This is a genomic window from Streptomyces sp. YIM S03343 (assembly GCF_054729195.1).
Genome location: NZ_JBPUKX010000001.1, coordinates 7909625 through 7931103 on the forward strand (window position 1 = coordinate 7909625; position 21479 = coordinate 7931103).

19 protein-coding genes are annotated in these 21479 nt (G+C 72.0%); 7 read left to right on the forward strand and 12 right to left on the reverse strand.

Going from position 1 to position 21479, the window contains the following annotated elements; genetic code table 11:
- Positions 1–455 precede the first annotated feature (455 nt).
- Together ACSYGN_RS35000 and xylB are read right to left on the reverse strand one after the other, a co-directional pair.
- Positions 456–1664 carry an ROK family protein gene (locus ACSYGN_RS35000; protein WP_460402869.1) on the reverse strand — a complete coding sequence of 403 codons (1209 nt, stop codon included), beginning with the start codon at positions 1662–1664 and terminating at the stop codon, positions 456–458.
- A gap of 61 nt (positions 1665–1725) precedes the next feature.
- Positions 1726–3171: a xylulokinase gene (gene xylB, locus ACSYGN_RS35005; protein ID WP_460402871.1), complete on the reverse strand. Its 1446-nt coding sequence runs from the start codon at positions 3169–3171 to the stop codon at positions 1726–1728.
- Between the two features lie 196 nt (positions 3172–3367).
- Between xylB and xylA the strand changes: the two genes are divergently transcribed.
- Together xylA and ACSYGN_RS35015 are read left to right on the forward strand one after the other, a co-directional pair.
- On the forward strand, positions 3368–4534 hold the full coding sequence (xylA, locus tag ACSYGN_RS35010) for a xylose isomerase (protein ID WP_460402873.1): 1167 nt from the start codon (positions 3368–3370) through the stop codon (positions 4532–4534).
- A 200-nt stretch (positions 4535–4734) separates the two neighbouring features.
- On the forward strand, positions 4735–5088 hold the full coding sequence (locus ACSYGN_RS35015) for a hypothetical protein (RefSeq protein ID WP_460402875.1): 354 nt from the start codon (positions 4735–4737) through the stop codon (positions 5086–5088).
- Between the two features lie 23 nt (positions 5089–5111).
- Here ACSYGN_RS35015 and ACSYGN_RS35020 read toward each other — a convergent pair whose 3' ends face one another.
- Positions 5112–6464 carry an esterase-like activity of phytase family protein gene (locus tag ACSYGN_RS35020; RefSeq protein WP_460402877.1) on the reverse strand — a complete coding sequence of 451 codons (1353 nt, stop codon included), beginning with the start codon at positions 6462–6464 and terminating at the stop codon, positions 5112–5114.
- Positions 6465–6731: 267 nt separating this feature from the next.
- On the opposite strand from ACSYGN_RS35020, the gene ACSYGN_RS35025 reads away from it, so the two are divergent.
- Positions 6732–6914 carry a hypothetical protein gene (locus ACSYGN_RS35025; protein WP_460402879.1) on the forward strand — a complete coding sequence of 61 codons (183 nt, stop codon included), beginning with the start codon at positions 6732–6734 and terminating at the stop codon, positions 6912–6914.
- Positions 6915–6986: 72 nt separating this feature from the next.
- Here ACSYGN_RS35025 and ACSYGN_RS35030 read toward each other — a convergent pair whose 3' ends face one another.
- Entirely contained in the window at positions 6987–7916 is a 930-nt protein-coding gene (locus tag ACSYGN_RS35030; RefSeq protein ID WP_460402881.1) for a hypothetical protein, read from the reverse strand.
- Between the two features lie 183 nt (positions 7917–8099).
- Positions 8100–8699 carry a class I SAM-dependent methyltransferase gene (locus ACSYGN_RS35035; protein ID WP_460402883.1) on the reverse strand — a complete coding sequence of 200 codons (600 nt, stop codon included), beginning with the start codon at positions 8697–8699 and terminating at the stop codon, positions 8100–8102.
- A 206-nt stretch (positions 8700–8905) separates the two neighbouring features.
- On the opposite strand from ACSYGN_RS35035, the gene ACSYGN_RS35040 reads away from it, so the two are divergent.
- Positions 8906–9508, forward strand: a complete 603-nt coding sequence (locus tag ACSYGN_RS35040) for a GTP-binding protein (RefSeq protein ID WP_460403929.1) — start codon at positions 8906–8908, stop codon at positions 9506–9508.
- Positions 9509–9558: 50 nt separating this feature from the next.
- On the opposite strand, the gene ACSYGN_RS35045 is transcribed toward ACSYGN_RS35040, so the two are convergent.
- On the reverse strand, positions 9559–9987 hold the full coding sequence (locus ACSYGN_RS35045; protein ID WP_460402885.1) for a PPOX class F420-dependent oxidoreductase: 429 nt from the start codon (positions 9985–9987) through the stop codon (positions 9559–9561).
- 94 nt (positions 9988–10081) lie between these two features.
- Between ACSYGN_RS35045 and ACSYGN_RS35050 the strand changes: the two genes are divergently transcribed.
- Together ACSYGN_RS35050 and ACSYGN_RS35055 are read left to right on the forward strand one after the other, a co-directional pair.
- Positions 10082–10495 (forward strand): roadblock/LC7 domain-containing protein, encoded by a 414-nt coding sequence (locus ACSYGN_RS35050; protein WP_460402887.1) that lies wholly within the window; start codon positions 10082–10084, stop codon positions 10493–10495.
- 131 nt (positions 10496–10626) lie between these two features.
- Entirely contained in the window at positions 10627–11580 is a 954-nt protein-coding gene (locus ACSYGN_RS35055) for a DUF6397 family protein (protein WP_460402889.1), read from the forward strand.
- A gap of 52 nt (positions 11581–11632) precedes the next feature.
- On the opposite strand, the gene ACSYGN_RS35060 is transcribed toward ACSYGN_RS35055, so the two are convergent.
- The gene (locus ACSYGN_RS35060) at positions 11633–12499 is read right to left on the reverse strand and encodes an acyl-CoA thioesterase (RefSeq protein WP_460402891.1); all 867 of its coding nucleotides are present in this window, start codon (positions 12497–12499) and stop codon (positions 11633–11635) included.
- A 19-nt stretch (positions 12500–12518) separates the two neighbouring features.
- A complete protein-coding gene (locus ACSYGN_RS35065; protein ID WP_460402893.1) occupies positions 12519–15032 on the reverse strand; it encodes a DEAD/DEAH box helicase in 2514 nt (837 codons plus the stop codon).
- A 145-nt stretch (positions 15033–15177) separates the two neighbouring features.
- Here ACSYGN_RS35065 and ACSYGN_RS35070 point away from each other — a divergent pair, with 145 nt between their 5' ends.
- Positions 15178–15972, forward strand: coding sequence for a metal-dependent hydrolase (locus ACSYGN_RS35070; RefSeq protein ID WP_460402895.1), 795 nt, complete (start codon positions 15178–15180; stop codon positions 15970–15972).
- 173 nt (positions 15973–16145) lie between these two features.
- Here the strand turns inward: ACSYGN_RS35070 and ACSYGN_RS35075 are convergent, their stop codons facing one another.
- From ACSYGN_RS35075 to ACSYGN_RS35090, 4 genes are all read right to left on the reverse strand, one after another.
- Positions 16146–16616, reverse strand: a complete 471-nt coding sequence (locus ACSYGN_RS35075) for a DUF5709 domain-containing protein (protein WP_460402897.1) — start codon at positions 16614–16616, stop codon at positions 16146–16148.
- Positions 16617–16984: 368 nt separating this feature from the next.
- A complete protein-coding gene (locus ACSYGN_RS35080; RefSeq protein WP_460402899.1) occupies positions 16985–18766 on the reverse strand; it encodes an ABC transporter ATP-binding protein in 1782 nt (593 codons plus the stop codon).
- A complete protein-coding gene (locus ACSYGN_RS35085; protein WP_460402901.1) occupies positions 18763–20625 on the reverse strand; it encodes an ABC transporter ATP-binding protein in 1863 nt (620 codons plus the stop codon). The genes ACSYGN_RS35080 and ACSYGN_RS35085 overlap by 4 nt, the downstream gene beginning before the upstream one ends.
- A 356-nt stretch (positions 20626–20981) precedes the next feature.
- Positions 20982–21431: a MarR family winged helix-turn-helix transcriptional regulator gene (locus ACSYGN_RS35090; RefSeq protein WP_460402903.1), complete on the reverse strand. Its 450-nt coding sequence runs from the start codon at positions 21429–21431 to the stop codon at positions 20982–20984.
- Positions 21432–21479: the final 48 nt, after the last annotated feature.

A 21479-nucleotide genomic window follows, 5' to 3' on the forward strand; every position in this document is an offset into this window, starting at 1 on the left:
GGGTGGGGGGTTCGGGGATGTCGTCGCACATAGGGAAAACGCTCATGCCCGGGCAGAAGTTGCGAACGGGTGTACGTCCGATCCGGTGAATCCGTGGAGCGGGTACCGGCCCTGGCCCGTCTTCCTGGGACCCGCGGGAGCCGTCCGGCCGGAGGTGAGTCCGTCACCTCGCGATGTGGCGGGGCCTCATGCGCATCACGGTACGACGCCCGCGGGCCGGGCAGAAGGGCATGGCGTGGCCCGGTGGACGGCTGGGGATGTGTGGAAAACTCCATCACCGGAACGAGTGAACTCGGCTATGTTTCAAGCGTGTTCGGCCGTGATTCACGCTCCCCGCATCGGGTCCGGCCGGTACGTGCCTCGGCACCCGCGGATACCCCGGCTGCGCGGTGGGCCAGGTGAGAACCTGAGATCCCCTCGGCTCCCACCGCCGTCGGCTCGCTTTCCCAGGGGCCTCAGCCTCGTTCCGCCACCACCGCCGGATCGTCCAGCACGCCACGCACCACGGAGTGGGCAGCGCCCAGCAGCGGTCCCTCGGGCCCCAGGCGCGACACCGACACCGGGCATGCGGGTCCCGCCGTCCGCCGCGCGAGTTCGGCCTCCAGCGACGGAAGCAGCCACGGTGCGACCCCGGCCAGTTCACCACCGAGCACCACGATCTCCGGGTCGAGCAGGTTGACCGCCCCGGTCAGCGCGATCCCGAGCGCCGTACCGGCGTCGCGCAGGGCCCGCCGTACGGCCTCGTCGCCCTCGGTGGCACGGCCGGCGAGCAACCCGACCCGGTCGTCGCCCGGTTCGAGACCGGCGGCGCGCAGCACGGCCTCCTCACCGGCGTACTGCTCCAGGCAGCCGCGCCCGCCGCAGGCGCACACCGGGCCCTCCGGCCAGACGGGCACATGTCCCAGCTCGCCCGCGAAGCCGCGCGTCCCGCGCAGCAGCCGGCCGTCCACCACGACTGCGCCGCCGATGCCGATCTCCGCCGACACATGCAGGAAGTCGTGCGGAGTGCTCTCGCCCAGCCAGAGTTCGGCGAGGGCGCCGAAGTTGGCCTCGTTGTCCACGACGAGCGGATATTCGGCGGGCAGCAGGGCGCTCAGATCGGTGTGGTGCCATTCGAGGTTCGGGGCACGCACGACCGTACGGGCGTCACCGGCCACCAGACCCGGCACGGCCACCGCGAGGCCTGCGGGCCACAGGCCCTCGCGTTCGGCGTCGGCGACGACGCGTCGTATCAGCGTGTCGAGTTCGCCGATGACCGGTTCGGGAGCGCGTCCGCGGTTGACGACGCGCCGCACCGCCCGAGCCCGTACCTCGCCGCGCAGGTCGACCGCGTACACCGCCAGGTGGTCCACCCCGACCTCCGCGCCGATCCCGGCCGGGCCGTGCCCGCTGACGGCGAGCGCGGACCCCGGACGGCCCACCCGGCCGGGCCGCTCGGGGCCCAGTTCCTCCAGCAGCCCCGAGCGGATCAGCTCGTCCACCAGCGTCGAGACCGCCGCCCGCGTCAGACCGATGTGCGAGGCCACGGCGGCCCGGGACAGCGGTCCCTCGGCGCTGACGGTGTGCATCACCCGGGCGAGATTGCGGCGGCGCATGCCCTGCTGGGTGTCGGGCAGCGCGCGGCCGGGCCCGGCCGGGTGGGTCTCGTGCAGCGGTGCGGTCATGCCTCCGTCAGTCCTCGTCGATGGTCTTCGTGCGGTCCGGTCCGCCCCGGCGGCTGCCTCGTCAGCGGGGCTCCGGGCCGCGGTCCAGGAGCGGGGCCGCGTCGGAGAGTACCCCGGAGATCCGGGCCAGCGTCTCGTCGTCCCGTTCCACGGCGTCCAGGACCGGGCCCGCGGTGGTGTTCCAGCGGCGGGCGACCGCCGCCGGGTCCTCGCCGGTCAGCAGTCCTGCCGCCTGCGCCGCCGCACCGAGGGCGACCAGTTCCTTCACCTCGGGCACCTGGACCGGGCGGCCCGACAGCCGCCGTACGGTCTGCTGCCAGGCGGTGCCCCGGGCGCCCCCGCCGATCAGCAGCAGCGGCTCGGAGCGGTCCGCGTCCTCGTCCAGGACCAGGTCGAGGGCGCCGAGCAGCGAGTGGACGGCGCCGTCGTAGGCCGCCTGGAGGAGCTGCCCGGCCGTCGTGTCGTGGCGCAGGCCGTGCAGCAGTCCTGAGGCGTGCGGCAGGTTCGGGGTGCGCTCGCCGTCCAGGTAGGGCAGCAGGGTGACCGAGGTGCCGGGCTCGACGGCTTCGCGGTCCAGCCCGAGCAGGGCCGCGAGCCTGTCGACGGCGAGCGTGCAGTTCAGGGTGCAGGCCAGCGGCAGCCAGTCGCCGTGTGCGTCGGCGAAGCCCGCGACCGTGCCCGTCGGATCGGCGGGGCGGTGCTTCGTCACCGCGTAGACCGTGCCCGAGGTGCCGAGGCTCAGCACCGGGGTGCCCGGGCGCAGCCCCAGGCCCAGCGCGGCAGCGGCGTTGTCGCCGGTGCCGGGGGCGACCAGGGTGCCCTTGGCGAACGGCAGATCGTGGCTGTCGCGGACGGTCCCGGCGACCTCGCCGGGCCGCACCACCCGGGGCAGCAGCGCCGGGTCGAGGCCGACGTGCCGCAGGATCTCCTCGGCGTACTCCTCGGTCCCGGACGCCCACCAGCCGGTGCCGGAGGCGTCGCCGCGGTCCGTGGTGCCCAGGCCGGTGAGCCGCTCGGTGAGGTAGTCGTGCGGCAGCCGTACCGCCGCGGTCGCCCGGACCGCGTCCGGCTCGTGCTCCGCCAGCCAGGCCCACTTCGTGACCGTGAACGACGCGCCGGGCACGCTGCCCGTACGGTCCGCCCATGCCTTGGGCCCGCCCAGTTCCTCGATCAGACGGCGGGCCTGCGGGGCGGAGCGCACGTCGTTCCACAGCAGGGCGGGCCGGACCGGCTCGCCCTGCTCGTCCAGCGTCACCAGGCCGTGCTGCTGGCCGCCGATCGACACGGCGGCCGCCTCGCGTGCCGCGTCACCGCACTGGCCCAGTGCCTCGCACAGGGCGTCCCACCACTGGCGGGGATCGCTCTCGCGGCCCGCCCCGGAGGTGACGGTGTGCGGCGCCTGGCCGCCGGCCACGACCTGCCCGGTGGCCGCGTCGACGACCAGCGCCTTGGTGGACTGGGTGGATGTGTCCACGCCGACGACGAGCGGACCCTCGGCTGCTGACATCGGGCTCTCCCTGCTTCTTCGTTTCTTCGTTCTTTTCCGCGGCTCTGTGGCATCTACCTGCTGTTTTCCAGGATGCCCGGACGCCACAGGCTCGGACACCTCATCTCTTCGGGACCAGGGTCCCTTCACAGAGATGCGTCGGCATACTAATTTGTAAACCGCCCTGACGAAATAGTCGCAAGCAAGGAGCCGCGGCATGAACTACCAGCCCACCCCCGAGGACAGGTTCACCTTCGGCCTGTGGACCGTCGGCTGGCAGGGAAGGGACCCCTTCGGCGACGCCACCCGCCCCGCCCTCGACCCGGTCGAGTCGGTGCAGCGCCTGGCCGAACTCGGCGCCTACGGCGTGACCTTCCACGACGACGATCTGATCCCCTTCGGGTCCTCCGACACCGAGCGCGAGGCGCACATCAAGCGCTTCCGCCAGGCCCTCGAGACCACCGGCATGACCGTGCCGATGGCCACCACCAACCTCTTCACCCACCCCGTCTTCAAGGACGGCGCGTTCACCGCCAACGACCGCGACGTGCGCCGCTACGCGCTGCGCAAGACGATCCGCAACATCGACCTCGCCGCGGAGCTCGGCGCCAAGATCTATGTCGCCTGGGGCGGCCGTGAGGGCGCTGAGTCCGGTGCCGCCAAGGACGTGCGCGTGGCGCTGGACCGTATGAAGGAGGCCTTCGACCTTCTCGGCGAATACGTCACCTCCCAGGGCTACGACCTGCGCTTCGCCATCGAGCCCAAGCCGAACGAGCCGCGCGGCGACATCCTGCTGCCCACCGTCGGCCACGCCCTGGCGTTCATCGAGCGCCTCGAGCGGCCCGAGCTGTACGGCGTCAACCCCGAGGTCGGCCACGAGCAGATGGCAGGTCTCAACTTCCCGCACGGCATCGCCCAGGCGCTGTGGGCGGGCAAGCTCTTCCACATCGACCTCAACGGCCAGTCCGGCATCAAGTACGACCAGGACCTGCGTTTCGGCGCCGGCGACCTGCGTGCCGCCTTCTGGCTCGTCGACCTGCTGGAGAGCGCCGGCTACAGCGGCCCGCGGCACTTCGACTTCAAGCCGCCGCGGACCGAGGACTTCGACGGCGTCTGGGCGTCCGCCGCGGGCTGCATGCGCAACTACCTGATGCTGAAGGAGCGCGCCGCCGCCTTCCGCGCCGACCCGGAGGTCCAGGAGGCGCTGCACGCCTCGCGCCTGGACCAGCTGGCCCAGCCGACGGCCGCGGACGGCCTGGAGGCGCTGCTCGCCGACCGCGCGGCGTTCGAGGAGTTCGACATCGAGGCCGCTGCCGTGCGCGGTATGGCCTTCGAGCGTCTCGATCAGCTGGCCATGGACCACCTGCTCGGCGCCCGGGGCTGACGCATGCGCGTGCGCGCGCGTGGCTGTCGACGACCGTCACGCGCGCGTACCCGGAATCACCACATCATCGGACCGGCCCCGCGCGGGGCCGGTCCCGGCGTTCTCCGATTGCCCCGAAACCGTGCCGACCCTGGCACGAGCGGGTATCAACCTCCCTGTGGGGGTCGCGTGTTGGCTGCCGTGCGGAGATCCTTGACGGTATGACCCTGCCGCCCGTACCGCCTCAGCCGCCCGGGCCACCAGGTGCCAGGCGGCGTCCGAGTCCGCTGTTCCTCGCGCTGGCGGTACTGGTCGCCGTGGCGGCCGTCGCCGCCGTGTTGCTCATGGCGTCGGCGGGTGGCGGATCCTCGGACCGCAAGCCGCCCGCCGAGAGCGACGGCGGCACCGGCTCGTCGTCGGCGCCCTCCCTGGGCCTGCCGTCGACGCTGCCGACCGAGCTCCCCACCGCACTGCCCTCCAGGCTGCCGAGCAAGCTGCCGACTGCGCTCCCCAGCGCACTGCCCAGCGATCTGGAGTCGCTGGTCCCGTTCGTGCTGGGCGGAGGGCGCCCCTGAAGGGCGCCCGCGCGGGCAGGCGGTCAGATGCCGTGCGGCAGCCGCACGTACGTCACCGTCGTCTCGATCCCGCTGTCGACCAGCCTGCCCTGCGCGTCGAACGCGCCCGCGCCGTCCGTCATGCCGAAGTCGTTGTCGTTGATCACAGCGAGCGTGTCGTGATCCACGCGCGCGACGCCCTCGATCTTCCCCGGCACGCCGGTGACCGTGCCCAGATCGACGACCAGCCGCTTGCCGAGCACCGGCACACCCGCTGCCGCCGGGTCGGCGAGCTGCTCCAGGGACGGGGACGTGGTGTCGTCGTCCCAGGGACCACCGAGAATGTTCGCCCTGCGGTCCAGACGCACCAGCTGGAGCCGGGCCGCCTTGTCCGTGCGCTCCTCCACCAGCAGCCGGTCACCGCCCACGGCGACCACCGACGACATCTTGAGCTCGGAGGTGTCGTCCTCGCCGGGGTCGACCACATCCACCGGGTCGAAGCGGTAGACGTACTCGGCCGTGACGGCCTGCTTGCACGGCGAGAAGCGCATCAGCCGGGTGGTGCGCGAGGCGTCCCCGGCGTTCCCGTCCGGCAGCGACAGCGGGCTCTGCAGCGCGATCACCAGATCCCCGGAGGGCAGCTGAGCCAGGCCCTCGAACCCGCGGTTGATCTTCCGGTGCAGGAAGACGGACGGCAGCGCCTCCACCACCGGGTAGCCGGTGCCGGTGAGGTTCAGCCCCTTGGGCACAAAACGCGTGAGCACCTTCCCGTGCGCAGAGACGTGGATCAGCGAGGGACCGTACTCGTCGACCAGCCAGAAGCTCCCGTCCGCGGCCCGCACGATGCCCTCGGTGTCCAGCCCGTCCGGGTCGTACGACAGCGGCGTCTTGGCGTCGTAGGAGTACGGCGCCTCGTCGCGGCCCGCCTGGTTCGGCAGTCCGGTGACGGCCTTGCCGGACGCGGTGGTGATCGGAATGGCGTCGATCACCCGCACGGTGTCGCCGGACACCCGGATCTTCACGATCGCCGGGTCGAAGCCCGGCACCGGGAACGTGCGGCGCTTCTTGCCGTCCACCTTGATCTGGCCGTTGGGCCCGCGGTCGGTGACCGTCCAGAACTCGCCCTTGCGTCCCGCCGGGTAGATGTCGCTGCCGATCCCGCCGAGGTCGACCCCCCGGTCGTCGGCCACGGTCCCGGGGAGCAGCGCATTGCTGAACGTGCCCAGCGGGATGTCGCCGAGTGTCGCCCGGCGGGTGACGGAAGCGCTCTCGCCGGTGCTGCCCTTCCCGGCGCCGGACGCCGGAGCGGCGGCCACCAGGGCTGCCAGCACTGCGAGGGGAACGCCCGCCGCGACGGTACGGTGGACGCGGCGCCAGCCGGTGGCGTGCGGGGACATCTGGCCTCCTGTGCTCAAATTCGCTGACAGCGGCCAGAGTTGGCTCCCGTCCGGAACGCCGTGCGACAGTCGGGTGAACACCTGGCGTCACCCGCTCGTCGGGTCGTCCCGTCCGCCGGTGGCCCGTCTCTACCAGTAACAGTGGCCCGTCTCTACCAGTAGGGGACGGACCTCAGGGTTCAATCAGGGGCGCGACCCGGAACCGCTGGGGGCACGGGGCCGTTCTCACATCAGAGAGCGGCAGTGGCCGCGAAGGAGGCGACACTCATGTCGAAGAACGCGAAGATCGCCGCAGGGGGTGTGGCGGTCGGTCTGATCCTGCTCATCTGGCTGCCCTGGTGGGCCGCGCTGCTGATCGTCCTGGGAGTCCCGGCAGTCGCGTACCTCACCCTGGACCCCTCCCAGCGCCGCAGGCTGCGCCGCGCCGCCCGCAAGGAACTCGGCCGCTGAGCCACGCGGCCCCGGCACGGCCCCGGTACACGGGCGACGGGACACATGGTGCGGTGCCCGCCCGTGCCGGGGTCAACTGGGGCGCACGGCCAGCTTGTCAAGAGCCTCCAGAAGCCCTGGCAGCTGCGGGCCCCGGCCCACCGGCAGCACCTCGCCTGGCTCGTCGTCGAGGAGGACGAACGCGATGTCGTCGGTCCTGGCCACCATCGACCAGCCGGGACCGTCGGCCCGCAGCGTCCGGGCGTCCCCCGGGGCGAAGGACGAGCGGACCCTGCCCAGAGGCGGAGGGGAGTCCACATAGGCTCGTGCCTCGGCCAGGACACGTCGGACACCTATGTGGCCGTGCGGCACACCACCCTGGCTGTCGCTGTCGCTGTCGCTGTCGCTGTCGGTACCGGTGTCGCTGTCTTGGCCATCACCGTCCTGCGGGCCGGTGTCCGGCGCCCCGGACGGATCTTCCGGCGTCGTGGACGCGGGTTCGGGCTCCGGCTGTCGGAACAGGTCGTCGTCGATCTGCTCCCGCCACACCGCCCACTGGAGCGCGATCTCGTCGGCACCCAGCCGACGCTGTGCGGGGCCCCAGGTGCCGGTGTCCGGCGGGGACAGCACGGGCCCGTCCGTGAGCTCGGGGCCGGGATCGTGCGGGGCCGGGACACCGGGGGCCGCGACGGCCACGGCGAGGGGCCAGCCGGGCAGGGCGGTGACGACCGTGCGTTCGCCGGGGGACAGGTCGTACTCCATGCCGCAGTCCCATGACGCGATGGCGACGGCGACCAGCGACACGTCGTCGACGACCACCGTCCAGCGCGCACCGTCGCCGTCCTGGCCGATCACCAGGCCGTACCCGTCCGCCAGCGGCGCCAGCCCGAGTGCCGTGCATGCCTCCGGATAGTCGTCACCGAGCACGCTCGGGAACTGCGCGGGCGTCAGCAGCACCGCCGTGAGCACATAGAGCGCGTCGTCGGCGGCGGCCACGGCGGCGTCCTCGTCCGTCCCGGCCATCCCAGCCTCCCCACTGGTTTCGTCCAACCGCGCGCACCCTAATGCGGGGCCGACGCGGTTGTCACGACTCCTCGGCACACCCGGAACTGCGGTCCTCGGCTTTTTGCCCGCCGTGGGCGAAATGACCCTGCGGTGGCGGGCCGGTCGGCCGCCGTATGAGCCCCGCGCCGCTGTCCCCCGGGCTCAGCCCTCGCGGACGGCGAGCGCCAGAAACCGGTCGTCCTCGTCGGTGTACGACGTCATGCGCCACCCCGAACCGGTGAGCAGCGGACGCAGATTCGCCTCGGCGCGGAGGTCGTCCGGGGTGAGACGGCGCCCCTGGCGGGCGGCGAGCGCGGCCCGGCCGACGGGGTGGAACAGCGCCAGCCTGCCGCCGGGACGTACCACTCGGCACAGTTCCCCCAGGTTCTCGGCGGGATGCGCCAGATGCGCGATGAGGCCCGCCGCGAACACGGCGTCCAGCGAGCCGGAGCGCAGCGGCAGCGCGGCGACATCGGCCAGTACCAGCCACCCCTCGCGATCCCGCCCGGCCCCTACGGCGGCCTCGAGCATGGCCGGTGTCAGATCCGCTCCGACGACCACTCCCGTGCTCCCCACAGCGGCCCGCAGCGGCGGCAGAGCACGCCCGGTACCGCAGCCCGCGTCGAGCACGCGGTCGCCCTCGCGCAGCCCGAGATCTGCGACCGCGGCGGCGTAGGCCGGGCCGTCGTCGGGGAAACGGCTGTCCCAGTGGGCCGCGCGGGCGCCGAAGAACTCCTGCACTTTCGTGTGGTCCTCGCTCATACGACGCATGATTCCGCACCAGGGCCGAGGACGCTCCCGTCCCGCATACCAGACGGACGTGATCGTGCCGGTTGTGCACCGCTTCGGACAGCCGGGCGGCTCAAGTCGGCCGGACCGGGCAAAGACCGGTCGAATCCCCCGGTGACGGACCCGCCTTGCCATGCTGCTGGCTTCGCCCGCACGCACACCTGGGAGAAGTGGCCATGATCTTCGTCGAGCACTCCGGCACCGCGGGCGACGAGTCCCCGCTGGCCCTGAAGATATTGGTCGCCGGTGGATTCGGCGTGGGCAAGACCACGCTGGTGGGCACGGTCAGCGAGATCAGGCCGCTGCGGACCGAGGAAGCGCTGAGCGTGGCGGGCCGGTCGGTGGACGTCACCGACGGCGTCGGCCAGAAGCTCACCACGACCGTCGCGCTCGACTTCGGGCGCATCACCATCCGGACCGGGCTCTCCCTCTACCTGTTCGGTACTCCCGGCCAGGAGCGCTTCTGGTTCCTGTGGGACGAACTGTCGCGTGGTGCCCTCGGCGCCGTGGTCCTCGCAGACACCCGCCGCCTCCAGGACTGCTTCGCGGCGGTCGACTACTTCGAGGACCGGTGTGTCCCGTTCGTGGTGGCCGTCAACCGCTTCACCGGGACCCGTGGCTATTCGCCGGACGAAGTCTCCCAGGCGCTCGGTCTCGACCGGGACATCCCCGTGGTCCAGTGCGACGCCCGTGACCGGGCCTCGGGGAAGGAGGTGCTGATCCGCCTCGTCGAGTACGCCGGGCGGGTGCACACCGCCCGGCTGCTCGCGTCGGTGAGCTGACGGAACGTCCCGCACACATCGGCTGACGCGGTGTCCGGCGTGACTGCCCCTCAGTCCGAGATGTTCTTCAGCGCCGTCACTTTGCCCACGGTGACGCGGACCAGGAGTTCGCCCGGGACGCCGTTGCGGGCGCCGAACTCCTCGGCGCGCTCCGCACCCATGTACCGGGCCCCGATACGGGTGGCCCAGCGGCGCAGTTCGTCCAGGTCCGCCGAGATCCGGGCCCGGCCCTCCAGCAGCACGAAGCCGTACGGCGGCCGGTCGTCGTCCACGCACAGCGCGACCCGGCCGTCCAGGGCGAGATTGCGCCCCTTCACGCTGTTTTCGGCCGTGTTGAACACGACCTCGTCGCCGTCCAGCACGAACCAGATCGGCGTCACATGCGGGCTCCCGTCGGCCCGGACGGTCGAGAGCTTGCCGGTGCGGGTGCCGTACGAGACGAAAGCCCGCCACTCGTCGTCGGTCATCTTCTGTGCCATATGCCCATCCTCCTTGTCCGGGCGCCCGAGGTGGGGAAGGCTGGCCAGGAGCTCCCCCGTGCCGGGGGGAGACATCTCACGGGGAGAGCGGACCATGGCACAGAACCAGAAACTCGGCTGGCTGCTGGACGATCTGACCGCACGCGTCGAACATGTACGGCATGCGCTGGTGCTGTCCAACGACGGACTCGTCACGGGTGCGAGCACGGGGCTGCGCCGCGACGACGCCGAACACCTCGCTGCCGTCGCGTCGGGACTGCACAGCCTGGCCAAAGGCTCCGGCCGCCACTTCGGCGCGGGCCGGGTACGCCAGACGATGATCGAGTATGACGACGCCGTCCTGTTCGTCACCGCCGCGGGCACCGCCAGCTGCCTGTGTGTGCTCAGCGGCGCGGAGGTCGACATCGGGCAGATCGCCTACGAGATGACACTGCTCGTCAACCGCGTCGGCGAACACCTCGACGTGGACGCGCGCCAGCCGGAGAACGTCCCCTCAGCGGACTTCTGACTGACCTGCGGGTTCATCTGTCACGGCGGAGTTGTCCACAGGCTCGCCACGGATCTCGCGAATGCGGCTACGGTTTTTCCCGAGGCCGGCGCGTACAGCGCGGGCCACTCACTCCACGGGGGAGACCGACCATGATCGGCGAGACTGTCGCAGCACGTCCTCATCACGCGTACCCACCGGGCCGTGCGGCCCGGGAACTCGGGCTCAAGCGCAGCGAGTTCGATCTCGGGGTCCACCTCGGGCGGATCCGCACGGTGCCCGACGAAGGAGGCGGGGGCCGCCGCGTGCCCCGAGCCGAGATCGACCGCCTGCTTTCGGCGGACGGCTTCCCGGGGGAACTGCGTGACAGCGTCCGGGCCATGGGCACCGCGCAGGCCGCGGCCGTCATGGAGGTGACGCCGGGGCGCTTCACCCGCCTGGCTCGCCTGGGCATGGTGGCGCCGGTGACGTTCTATCCGAACCGCTACCGTGCCGTGGTCTGGCTGTATCTCGCCGACGAACTGAGGCAGTTCACCGACCGTCAAGAGGCCGGACCGCTGCTCACTGGTCGGCTGCCTGGACGGCTGCGGGACCAGCTGACCGGGGGCGTCGACCTGCGGCCACGCAACTGGCGGGCACGCCACCTCGGATTTCTGCTGCGGCAGGCGGACGGTCCCTGGCAGCGTGCCGGTGCTCTGGCGGCCCTCCTCGACCCGGTGCAGCTCTCGGAGTTCGTCCAGGATCCGGGTGAACTCGCCCGGTTGCACCGGCTGCGCCCGGAACCGCCCGCCCATGGCGCACCCGGATCGCCCGCCGCGCAGCTCTCCGAGCGGCTCATGACGGCGGACGCCCCGGACGAGATCGAATGGCTGCGGGCCGACCTGGCCCAGGCCCTGCACGAGGCCCGCGCGCACCGGCTCGCACAACGGCCCGTATTCCGGCCGGTCCCGTCGATGCCGCCGGCTGCCACGCCCGCGCCGACCGGACCGGGACGGCGACAGGAGACGGCCAAGGGGCCGCAGCAGCGGTCGGAGCGGCGTCCGCGGTGCGCACGGGGACTGCTGGGTCGGCTGCGTCGCAGAAGCCCCCGCCACGCGAGGCCGTGACCCGGACCGGAGGGCAGGAGGAGCAAGGTGTGACCAGCCCGGCCGGGTGCCCTTACACCCTTCTGAACAGGCCTTCCTGGACCACCGACACCAGCAGCCGCCCCCGCAGATCGTAGATCCGGCCACGGGCCAGCCCCCGGCCGCCCGTCGCGATCGGCGACTCCTGGTCGTACAGCAGCCACTCGTCCGCGCGGAACGGGCGGTGGAACCACATGGCGTGGTCCAGCGACGCCATGTCGAAGTTCCTCGGGCCCCACAGCGGTTCGACCGGGATGCGGACCGCGTCGAGAAGGGTCATGTCGCTGGCGTAGGTCAGCGCGCAGGTGTGCACGAGCGGGTCGTCGCCCAGCGGGCCGACCGCGCGCAGCCACACCGCGCTGCGCGGCTCGGCGCCCTTGACGTCCTCAGCGCTCCAGCGCAGCCCGTCCACGTACCGGATGTCGAAGGGCTGACGGCGCGCCATGCGCTCCAACTGCTCCGGGAGCTCGCCCAGATGCTCCCGGATCTCCTCCGTGACCGTCGGCAGGGACTCCGGGGCCGGCACCTGACGGGCCGGCGGCAACTGGTGTTCGAACGGCCCTTCCTCGGGCTTGTGAAAGGAGGCGGTGAGATTGAAGATCGTGCGGCCCTGCTGCACCGCGGCGACCCGGCGAGTCGTGAAAGACCGGCCGTCCCGCACCCGTTCGACCTGGTACACGATCGGCACACCAGGGCGGCCGGGACGCAGGAAGTACGCGTGCAGGGAGTGCACCGGGCGTTCGCCGTCCGTGGTGCGCCCGGCGGCGACCAGCGCCTGTCCGGCCACCTGCCCGCCGAAGACCCGTTGCAGAGATTCGTGCGGGCTGCGGCCACGGAAGATGTCGACCTCGATCCGCTCGAGGTCGAGGAGGTCGACAAGTCTCTCGGCCGGGTTCGTCATGGGAGGGGGTCTCCTCGGCTCACAGCTGGCCGACATCGGTGATGCGGACGACGGCGCGGCCCTCGGCGTCGGACGCCGTGAGGTCGATCTCCGCGCTGATGCCCCAGTCATGATCGTCGTTCGGGTCGTCGAAGATCTGACGGACGCGCCACAGAGCGTTCTGCGGCTCCTCCTGGATCACGAGCAGCTTCGGGCCGCGGGCGTCGGGGCCGGTACCCAGGTCCTCGTACTCCTCCCAGTACTTGTCCATCGCCTCCTCCCAGGCCGCCGTGTCCCAGCCGGACTCGCCATCCATCTCGCCCAGTTCGTCCAGCTGGTCGAGAGCGGCGAGCTCGACGCGGCGGAACATGGCGTTGCGCACCAGGACGCGGAAGGCGCGGGCGTTGGCGGTCACCGGCTTGACCTGGTCGGCCCTCTCCTGTGCCTCCTCGGCCGTCATCTCCTCCGGGTTGGCCAGTTGTTCCCATTCGTCCAGCAGGCTCGAGTCGACCTGGCGCACCGTCTCACCGAGCCACTCGATCAGGTCCTGGAGGTCCTCGGACTTGAGGTCGTCGGGGACGGTGTGGTCGAGCGCCTTGTAGGCACTGGCGAGGTAGCGCAGCACGATGCCCTCGGTACGGGCCAGCTCGTACAACGACACCAGCTCCGTGAACGACAGCGCCCGTTCGTACATGTCGCGGATGACGGACTTCGGCGAGAGCGGGTGGTCACCGACCCACGGGTGGCTCCTGCGGTAGGTGTGGTACGCGTGGAAGAGCAGTTCCTCCAGCGGCTTCGGGTAGGTGACGTCCTGAAGACGCGCCATGCGCTCCTCGTACTCGACGCCGTCCGCCTTCATCGCGGCCACCGCCTCGCCGCGCGCCTTGTTCTGCTGGGCGACGAGGATCTGCCGCGGATCGTCGAGCGTCGACTCCACGACCGACACCATGTCCAGGGCGTACGACGGCGATTCGGGGTCCAGCAGCTCGAAGGCGGCGAGCGCGAACGTGGAGAGCGGCTGGTTGAGCGCGAAGTCCTGCTGGAGGTCGACGGTGAGACGGACGATACGTCCCTCGGCGTCGGGCTCGTCGAGCTTCTCGACGATGCCGCCGTCCAGCAGCGAGCGGTAGATCGCGATGGCCCGCCGGATGTGCCGCAGTTGCTGCTTCCGGGGTTCGTGGTTGTCCTCCAGCAGCCGGCGCATCGCCTCGAAGGCGTTGCCGGGGCGGGCGATGACCGACAGGAGCATCATGTGTGTCACCCGGAACCGGGAGGTCAGCGGCTCCGGGTCGGAGGCGATCAGCTTCTCGAAGGAGTTCTCCGTCCACCCGACGAAACCCTCGGGGGCCTTCTTGCGGACCACCTTGCGGCGCTTCTTCGGGTCGTCGCCCGCCTTGGCGAGCGCCTTCTCGTTCTCGATGACGTGCTCGGGCCCCTGCGCGACGACGAAGCCGGCCGTGTCGAAACCGGCCCGTCCGGCCCGCCCTGCGATCTGGTGGAACTCACGGGCCCGCAGCGTGCGGACACGGCTGCCGTCGTACTTGGTCAGCGCGGTGAACAGCACCGTCCGGATGGGCACGTTGACGCCCACGCCGAGCGTGTCCGTCCCGCAGATCACCTTCAGCAGACCGGCCTGCGCGAGCTTCTCCACCAGCCGCCGGTACTTCGGCAGCATCCCGGCGTGGTGCACACCGATGCCGTGCCGTACGTAACGGGACAGATTGCGGCCGAACTTGGTGGTGAAGCGGAAGTTGCCGATCAGTTCGGCGATCTGGTCCTTCTCCTCACGCGAGCACATGTTGATGCTCATCAGGGCCTGTGCCCGCTCCACGGCTTGCGCCTGGGTGAAGTGCACGATGTAGACGGGGGCCTGCCGCGTCTCCAGCAGATCGGTGAGCGTCTCCGTCAGCGGGGTGAGCCGGTACTCGTAGGACAGCGGCACAGGGCGGGTCGCCGAGCGGACGACCGAGGTGGGGCGGCCGGTGCGGCGGGCGAGGTCCTTCTCGAAGAAGGAGACGTCGCCGAGGGTGGCCGACATCAGGACGAACTGCGCCTGCGGCAGTTCGAGCAGCGGGATCTGCCAGGCCCAGCCGCGGTCGGGCTCGGCGTAGAAATGGAACTCGTCCATCACGACCTGGCCGACGTCCGCGTCCTTGCCGTCACGCAGCGCGATCGACGCCAGCACCTCGGCGGTGCAGCAGATGACGGGGGCGTCGGCGTTCACGGACGCGTCGCCGGTGAGCATGCCGACGTTCTCGGTGCCGAACAGCTTGCACAGTTCGAAGAACTTCTCCGACACCAGCGCCTTGATCGGAGCCGTGTAGAAGGTGACCTCGTCGCGGGCCAGCGCCGCGAAGTGTGCCCCCGCGGCGATCAGGCTCTTGCCCGAGCCGGTGGGCGTCGACACGATCACGTTCGCGCCCGAGACCGCCTCGATCAGCGCCTCCTCCTGATGGGGGTAGAGCGTGAGCCCCCGCTCCTGTGCCCACGACTCGAAGGCTTCGTAGAGGGCGTCGGGGTCGGCGGTCGGCGGCAACTGATCGATGAGGGTCACGCCCCCATCTTGCCTGCCGTCCTCCCCCGGAGGGGAATCGGATGTCCGTACGACGATCATGGCGGGTACGCTGTGCCGCCGACACAGCATCGGCGCACCTGGTCAACTGGACAGCGGTACACGAGGAATAGGGCGGGCAACGGCCATGATGGGACCAGCACACTCACTGTCGGGGGCCGCGGCCTGGCTCGGGGTCGGAGCGGCGGCCGCAGCAGCCGGTCACACGATGCCCTGGCCGGTCCTCCTGGTCGGCGCGCTGATATGCGCCGGTGCCGCCCTCGCCCCGGACCTCGACCACAAGGCCGCCACGATCTCCCGTGCTTTCGGACCCGTGTCGAACTGGATGTGCGAGGTCGTGGACAAACTGTCCTACGCCGTCTACAAGTCGACCCGCAAGCCGGGCGACCCGCGCCGCTCGGGCGGCCACCGCACCCTCACACACACCTGGGTGTGGGCGGCAGCGACCGGAGCGATCTGCTCAGGAGCGGCGATCGCCGGTGGCCGGTGGGCGGTGCTGGCGATCCTCTTCGTGCACATGGTGCTCGCCATCGAGGGCCTGCTGTGGCGGGCGGCCCGCGGCTCCAGCAGCGACGTGCTGGTGTGGCTGCTGGCCGCGACCAGCGCATGGATCCTCGCGGGCGTCCTGGACAAGCCGGGGAACGGCTCGGACTGGCTGTTCTCCCAGCCCGGCCAGGAGTACCTGTGGCTGGGCCTGCCGGTGTGCCTGGGCGCGCTGGTGCACTGCATCGGGGACGCGCTGACCGTCTCCGGCTGCCCGATCCTGTGGCCGATACCGCTGGGCCGCAGGCGCTGGTACCCGATCGGACCGCCCAAGGGGATGCGGTTCCGGGCCGGAAGCTGGGTCGAGATCAAGGTACTGATGCCGGTGTTCATGGTGCTCGGCGGCCTGGGCTGTGTGGCCGCGCTCAACGTGATCTGACCGGGGCGGCTCACGCTCCGCGGCACACGGGCAACCGCACCCCGGACGGGTCTGCCAGGGCCCTTCGGACGCAATCCGCCGTGGTGCCGGCGCCCGGTGCGGGCGGCCACATGCCCGTCCTGGCCTCCCGCCTGCCCACCGCCGCCGCGGATCCCGGTACGGGCGGGACGCGGTCAGCCATAGAGGGAGTCGTCGTCCACGATGTGCATCGCGGCCTCCTCGGCGGAAGCGGCCGCGCCGTCGATGCCCACGTCCGTCGCGATCAGCGCGCTCTCCTCGTCCTCGTGGGCCCCCTCGTCGGGGGCCACCAGGCGGCCGGAGCGCGCCGCGCCCACCTCGTTGTCCAGGGCCTCGCCGTCGGTGCCCGCGCAGTCGCCGATGCCGTCGCCGTCGGGCGCGGCCGGATCCGGCAACTCCTCGGCGAGACGCTGGTCGAGACTCTCGCCCCGGTACCGCTCGGCAGCCGTCACTCCGCGGTGCTCCACGGCCCACGGGCGCTCGGGCGGGGACCAGCCGCGGTCGAGAGGATCACCGACCCCGTCGTTCTCCAGGGTGTCCTCCACGTCGAGCAGTCCCGAGTCCTCCCGGATCTCGGTTCCGTCGGGCTGGTATACGTCGTCTCCCCATCCGTCGACGCTGTTCACGGGTACCTCCAGGTGGTGGAGACGGGGCCGCCGTCACCGCGGCCCGCGGCGGGCCCGCCGGTTCCCGGGGCACCGGCCGCCCGCTTCGCCGGACCACCCGGCCCGCAGGCACTTCCCGAGCCGGTGCCGCTCTCCAGCCTTCCACCCCGGTTCACCCCGGCGCAACGCCACGGCGCAAGGCCTGCGACGGTTCGTGACCGCCGGACCCGCCGCCCGGCCCCGCGGCACCGCGCCGCGATCGGTCGGCCACCCGCTGCGGCACCCCGGCCCACCGGAGCCCCGAGCCACCGCCTGCCGGTCGGGCGGGTCGGGCGGGCCGACGGGCCGACGCGGTGCACCCCGTCCCGTCACCCGGCGGACGCCCCCGCTCACCCGTGCCAGGACCGCCACAGCGCCGCGTACGCGCCGTCCGCGTCGACCAGTTCCTGGTGGCTGCCCAGTTCGCTGATACGGCCGTTCTCGACCACGGCGATGACATCGGCGTCGTGCGCGGTGTGCAGACGGTGGGCGATGGCGACCACGGTGCGGCCGTCGAGGACGCGGGCGAGGGACCGCTCCAGATGGCGGGCCGCGCGCGGGTCGAGCAGCGAGGTCGCCTCGTCCAGGACCAGCGTGTGCGGGTCCGCCAGCACCAGGCGGGCCAGCGCGATCTGCTGGGCCTGGGCCGGCGTGAGTGTGCGGCCGCCCGAGCCCACCTCGGTGTCGAGGCCGTCGTCCAGCGCCCGCGCCCAGCCGTCAGCGTCGACCGCGCCCAGCGCCGCCCACAGCTCGGCGTCGGTGGCGTCCGCGCGGGCCAGCAGCAGGTTGTCGCGCAGGGATCCCACGAAGACGTGATGCTCCTGATTGACCAGGGCGACGTGCGAGCGGACGCGTTCCGCGGGCATCCGGGACAACTCGGCGCCGCCGAGGGTGACCCGGCCGTCCCGGGGCGCGTAGATCCCGGCGAGCAGCCGCCCGAGGGTGGACTTGCCGGCGCCCGACGGGCCGACGAGGGCCAGCCGGGTGCCGGGTGCCACCTCGAGGGTCACCCTGCGCAGCACATCCACGCCCTCGCGGTAGCCGAAGTGCACCCTGTCCGCGTGCACCCGCCGTCCTTCCGGCGCCAGCCCGGCGTCACCGGGCTCCGGCTCGATGTCCCGGACACCGACCAGACGGGCCAGCGACACCTGCGCGACCTGCAGTTCGTCGTACCAGCGCAGGATCAGGTTCACCGGGTCGACAAGCATCTGCGCGATCAGCGCGCCCGTCGTCAGCTGGCCGACCCCGATCCAGCCCTGAAGCACGAACACCCCACCGAGCATGAGGACGGACAGGAGGACCGTCGTATGGGTGAGATTGACGACGGGGAAGAGGACCGACCGCAGCCACAGGGTGTAGCGCTCCCAGGCGGTCCACTCCTTGACCCGCCGCTCCGACAGCTCGACACGACGGCGCCCGAGGCGGTGGGCCTCGACGGTGCGCCCGGCGTCCACGGTCTCGGCGAGTGCGGCGGCCACCGCCGCGTACCCGGCGGCCTCGGAGCGGTAGGCGGACGGGGCGCGCCGGAAGTACCAGCGGCAGCCGATCGCCAGCAGCGGTGCCGCCAGCAGTACCGCGGCGCCCAGCGGCGGGGCCGTGACCACCAGCCCGCCCAGCAGCAGGGCGGCCCACATCACGCCGATCGTCAGCTGGGGCACGGCCTCGCGCATGGCGTTGGCCAGCCGGTCGATGTCCGTGGTGATGCGGGAGAGCAGGTCACCGGTGCCCGCGCGTTCCAGGACACCCGGCGGCAGCCCGACCGAGCGCACCAGGAAGTCCTCGCGCAGGTCCGCCAGCATGCGCTCGCCGAGCATCGCGCCCCGCAGCCGCATCTGCCGTACGAACACGGCCTGGACGGCCAGGGCAGCCGCGAACAGCGTCACCGTCGGCCCCAGCCGCAGCTCGCGCCCGTGGTCCGACACCCGCTCGACGAGGTCGCCGAGCAGCCACGGGCCGACCATCGAGGCGAGCACCGCGGCGGTGTTGACCGCGATGAGGATCAGGAAGGCACGGCGGTGCCTGCGCAGCAGCTCGGCCACATAGGCGCGCACGGTCGTGGGGGCGCCGACGGGCAGCGTGGTCGCGGTCGTCGGGGCAGCGGGGTCGTACGCCGGTGGCGCGACGCCGATCATGCGCTCTCCTCGATCTCTTCGAGCCGTTCGATCTCTTCGAGCTCGTCCAGCTGTTCCGACCTGTCGAGCTTCTCCAGCTTCTCCAACTCGTCCAGCGCCTTCAGCGCACCCGCAGCCGTCCCGTCGGCGGTCTCGGTCTCCCGGGTCACCACCGCCCGGTACCAGGGCTCGGTGCGGATCAGCTCGCGGTGCACCCCGACCGCCCTGACCTCACCCGCGTGCACCAGCACCACACGGTCGGCGCGGTCCAGGAGGAGCGGCGAGGAGGTGAACACCACCGTCGTACGCCCCGACCGCAGCCGCCGTACGCCTTCGGCCACGCGGGCCTCGGTGTGGGAGTCCACGGCGGAGGTCGGCTCGTCGAGGACGAGGACCTCCGGGTCCGTGAGCAGGGAGCGGGCCAGCGCGAGCCGCTGGCGCTGGCCGCCCGACAGGGACCGCCCGCGCTCGGTGATCCGGGTGCCCAACGGGTCCGCGGCGTCCAGCGACCCCTCGACGAGAGCCGTCAGGACGTCCTCGCACTGTGCGGCCGCCAGTGCGTTGCCGGTGCTGACGTCGCCCGAGGCGGGCACGTCGAGGAGCTCGCGCAGCGAACCCGAGAGCAGCACCGGGTCCTTGTCCTGGACCAGGACCGCCGTGCGGGCGATGTCCAGCGGAAGCCCGTCCAGCGGGACACCGCCCAGCATGACCGACGGGCCGTTCTCGGCCGGATGCCCGCCCAGCCGCTCCGCGAGCCGTCCCGCCGCGTCCGGGTCGCCGCACACCACCGCGGTCAGCCGTCCGGCAGGTGCCAGGAGACCGGTGAGGGGGTCGTACAGGTCGCCGGACGGCACCTCCGTCTCCCGCGCGCCCCCGTTGTCCGTGGTGCGTTCGAGCGACAGGACGCGTGCGGCACGCCGGGCCGAGGGGCGGGAGAAGGAATAGGCCATCGCAATCTCTTCGAAATGTCTCAGCGGATAGGTGAGGACCATGACGGAGCTGTAGACGGTGACCAGTTCGCCGACGGTGATCCGGCCCTCGCGGGCCAGCCGGACGCCGTACCAGACGACGGCGATCAGCAGCAGTCCCGGCATCAGCACCTGGATCGCGGAGATCAGCGACCACATCCGGGCGCTGCGCACCGCGGCGTGGCGGACCTCCTGGGAGGCGCGGCGGTAGCGGTCGAGGAAGAGTTCCTCGCCGCCGATGCCGCGCAGCACCCGCAGCCCGGCCACGGTGTCCGAGGCCAGTTCGGTGGCGCGGCCCGCCTTCTCGCGCTGGAAGTCGGCCCGCCGGGTCGCGCGGGGCAGCAGCGGCAGCACCGCGAGGGCCATCAGGGGCAGGCCAGCGGCGACGACCACGCCGAGGGCGGGCTGGTAGAAGAGCAGTGCGACACAGACCACCACGACGGTCAGGGCGGCGGCGGTGAAGCGGGAGACGGCCTCCACGAACCAGCCGATCTTCTCGACGTCACCGGTGGAGACGGCCACCACCTCACCGGCCGCGACCCGCCGGGTCAGCGTGGAGCCGAGGTGGGCGGCCTTGCGGGCCAGCAACTGCTGGACGCGGGCGGCGGCCGTGATCCAGTTGGTGACCGCGGCCCGGTGCAGAAAGGTGTCGCCCAGCGCGATCGCCGCGCCGCACAGCACCATGAGGCCGCCGGTCAGGGCGAGCCGGGTGCCCGAACGGTCCACCACGGCCTGGACGGCCAGGCCCACGCAGAACGGGAGGCCGGAGACGGCGACGAAGTGCAGCAGCCCCCAGGCCAGCGACTTGAACTGGCCGCCCAGCTGGCTCCGGCCCAGCCACCACAGGAACCGGGGACCCGAGCGTGCGTCCGGCACACCCGGGTCGGGAAACGGTAGGTCTTGGATCTGCATGACGTCCCAACGGCTCGTCGTGTCAGGGGCGGAAGGCAGGCAGGCGGGAGCGGGGAGGAGGCGGGAGGGAACGGAGGATCGACGCCACCAGGCGGGCGTCGGCAAGCTGACAGGTTGGCGCTGTGGCGGCGTCGAAATCAAACGGTTTTCCGCGGCGGCGCACGGATCCGGCAGGCCGCGCACGGGCCGGGACCTCCGGATCACCCCATCATCCGGAGTGAGAGGGCGCCGCGGACCGGGGCGGCGCGGTGAACAGTGGCGTGCGGCGGGCGCGTCGGAGGGCCGGGAGGACGGGGCAGGAGCCGATCCGGGGACCCGGAACGGCCCGTGCGCCCGGCGCGTGCGTGGTGCGCGGTTCAGCAGATGCGGGCGACGTCCCCGTCCATCAGCGTGTTGAGCAGGCCGCCCAATACCTCGCGCTGCTCGTCGGTCAGCGGTGCCAGGATCTCCTCCACCGCGGACCGGCGCGCCCCGCGCAGTTCGCGCAGCGCCTTGCGGCCGTCGTCGGTGATCTCGATCCGGATGACCCGGCGGTTGGTCGGGTCGGGGACCCGGCGGACCTTGCCGTTGGCCTCCAGGCCGTCGACCAGCGTGGTCACCGCCCGGGGCACCACCTCCAGGCGCTCGGCGAGGTCTGCCATGCGGGGCGGCGAACCGTAGTGCGCGAGGGTGCGCAGCAGCCGTGACTGGGCCGGGGTGATGCCCAGGTCGCGCTGTTCCAGATGGCGCTTCTGGATGCGGTGCACCCGGCGGGTGAGCCGCAGCAGTTGCTCCGCGAGCAGGGCGTCGGGATCCGGGGAGGTCATGCGGGAACAATAACAGGATGCCGTTCATTGTGAGTATAGGTAACAATG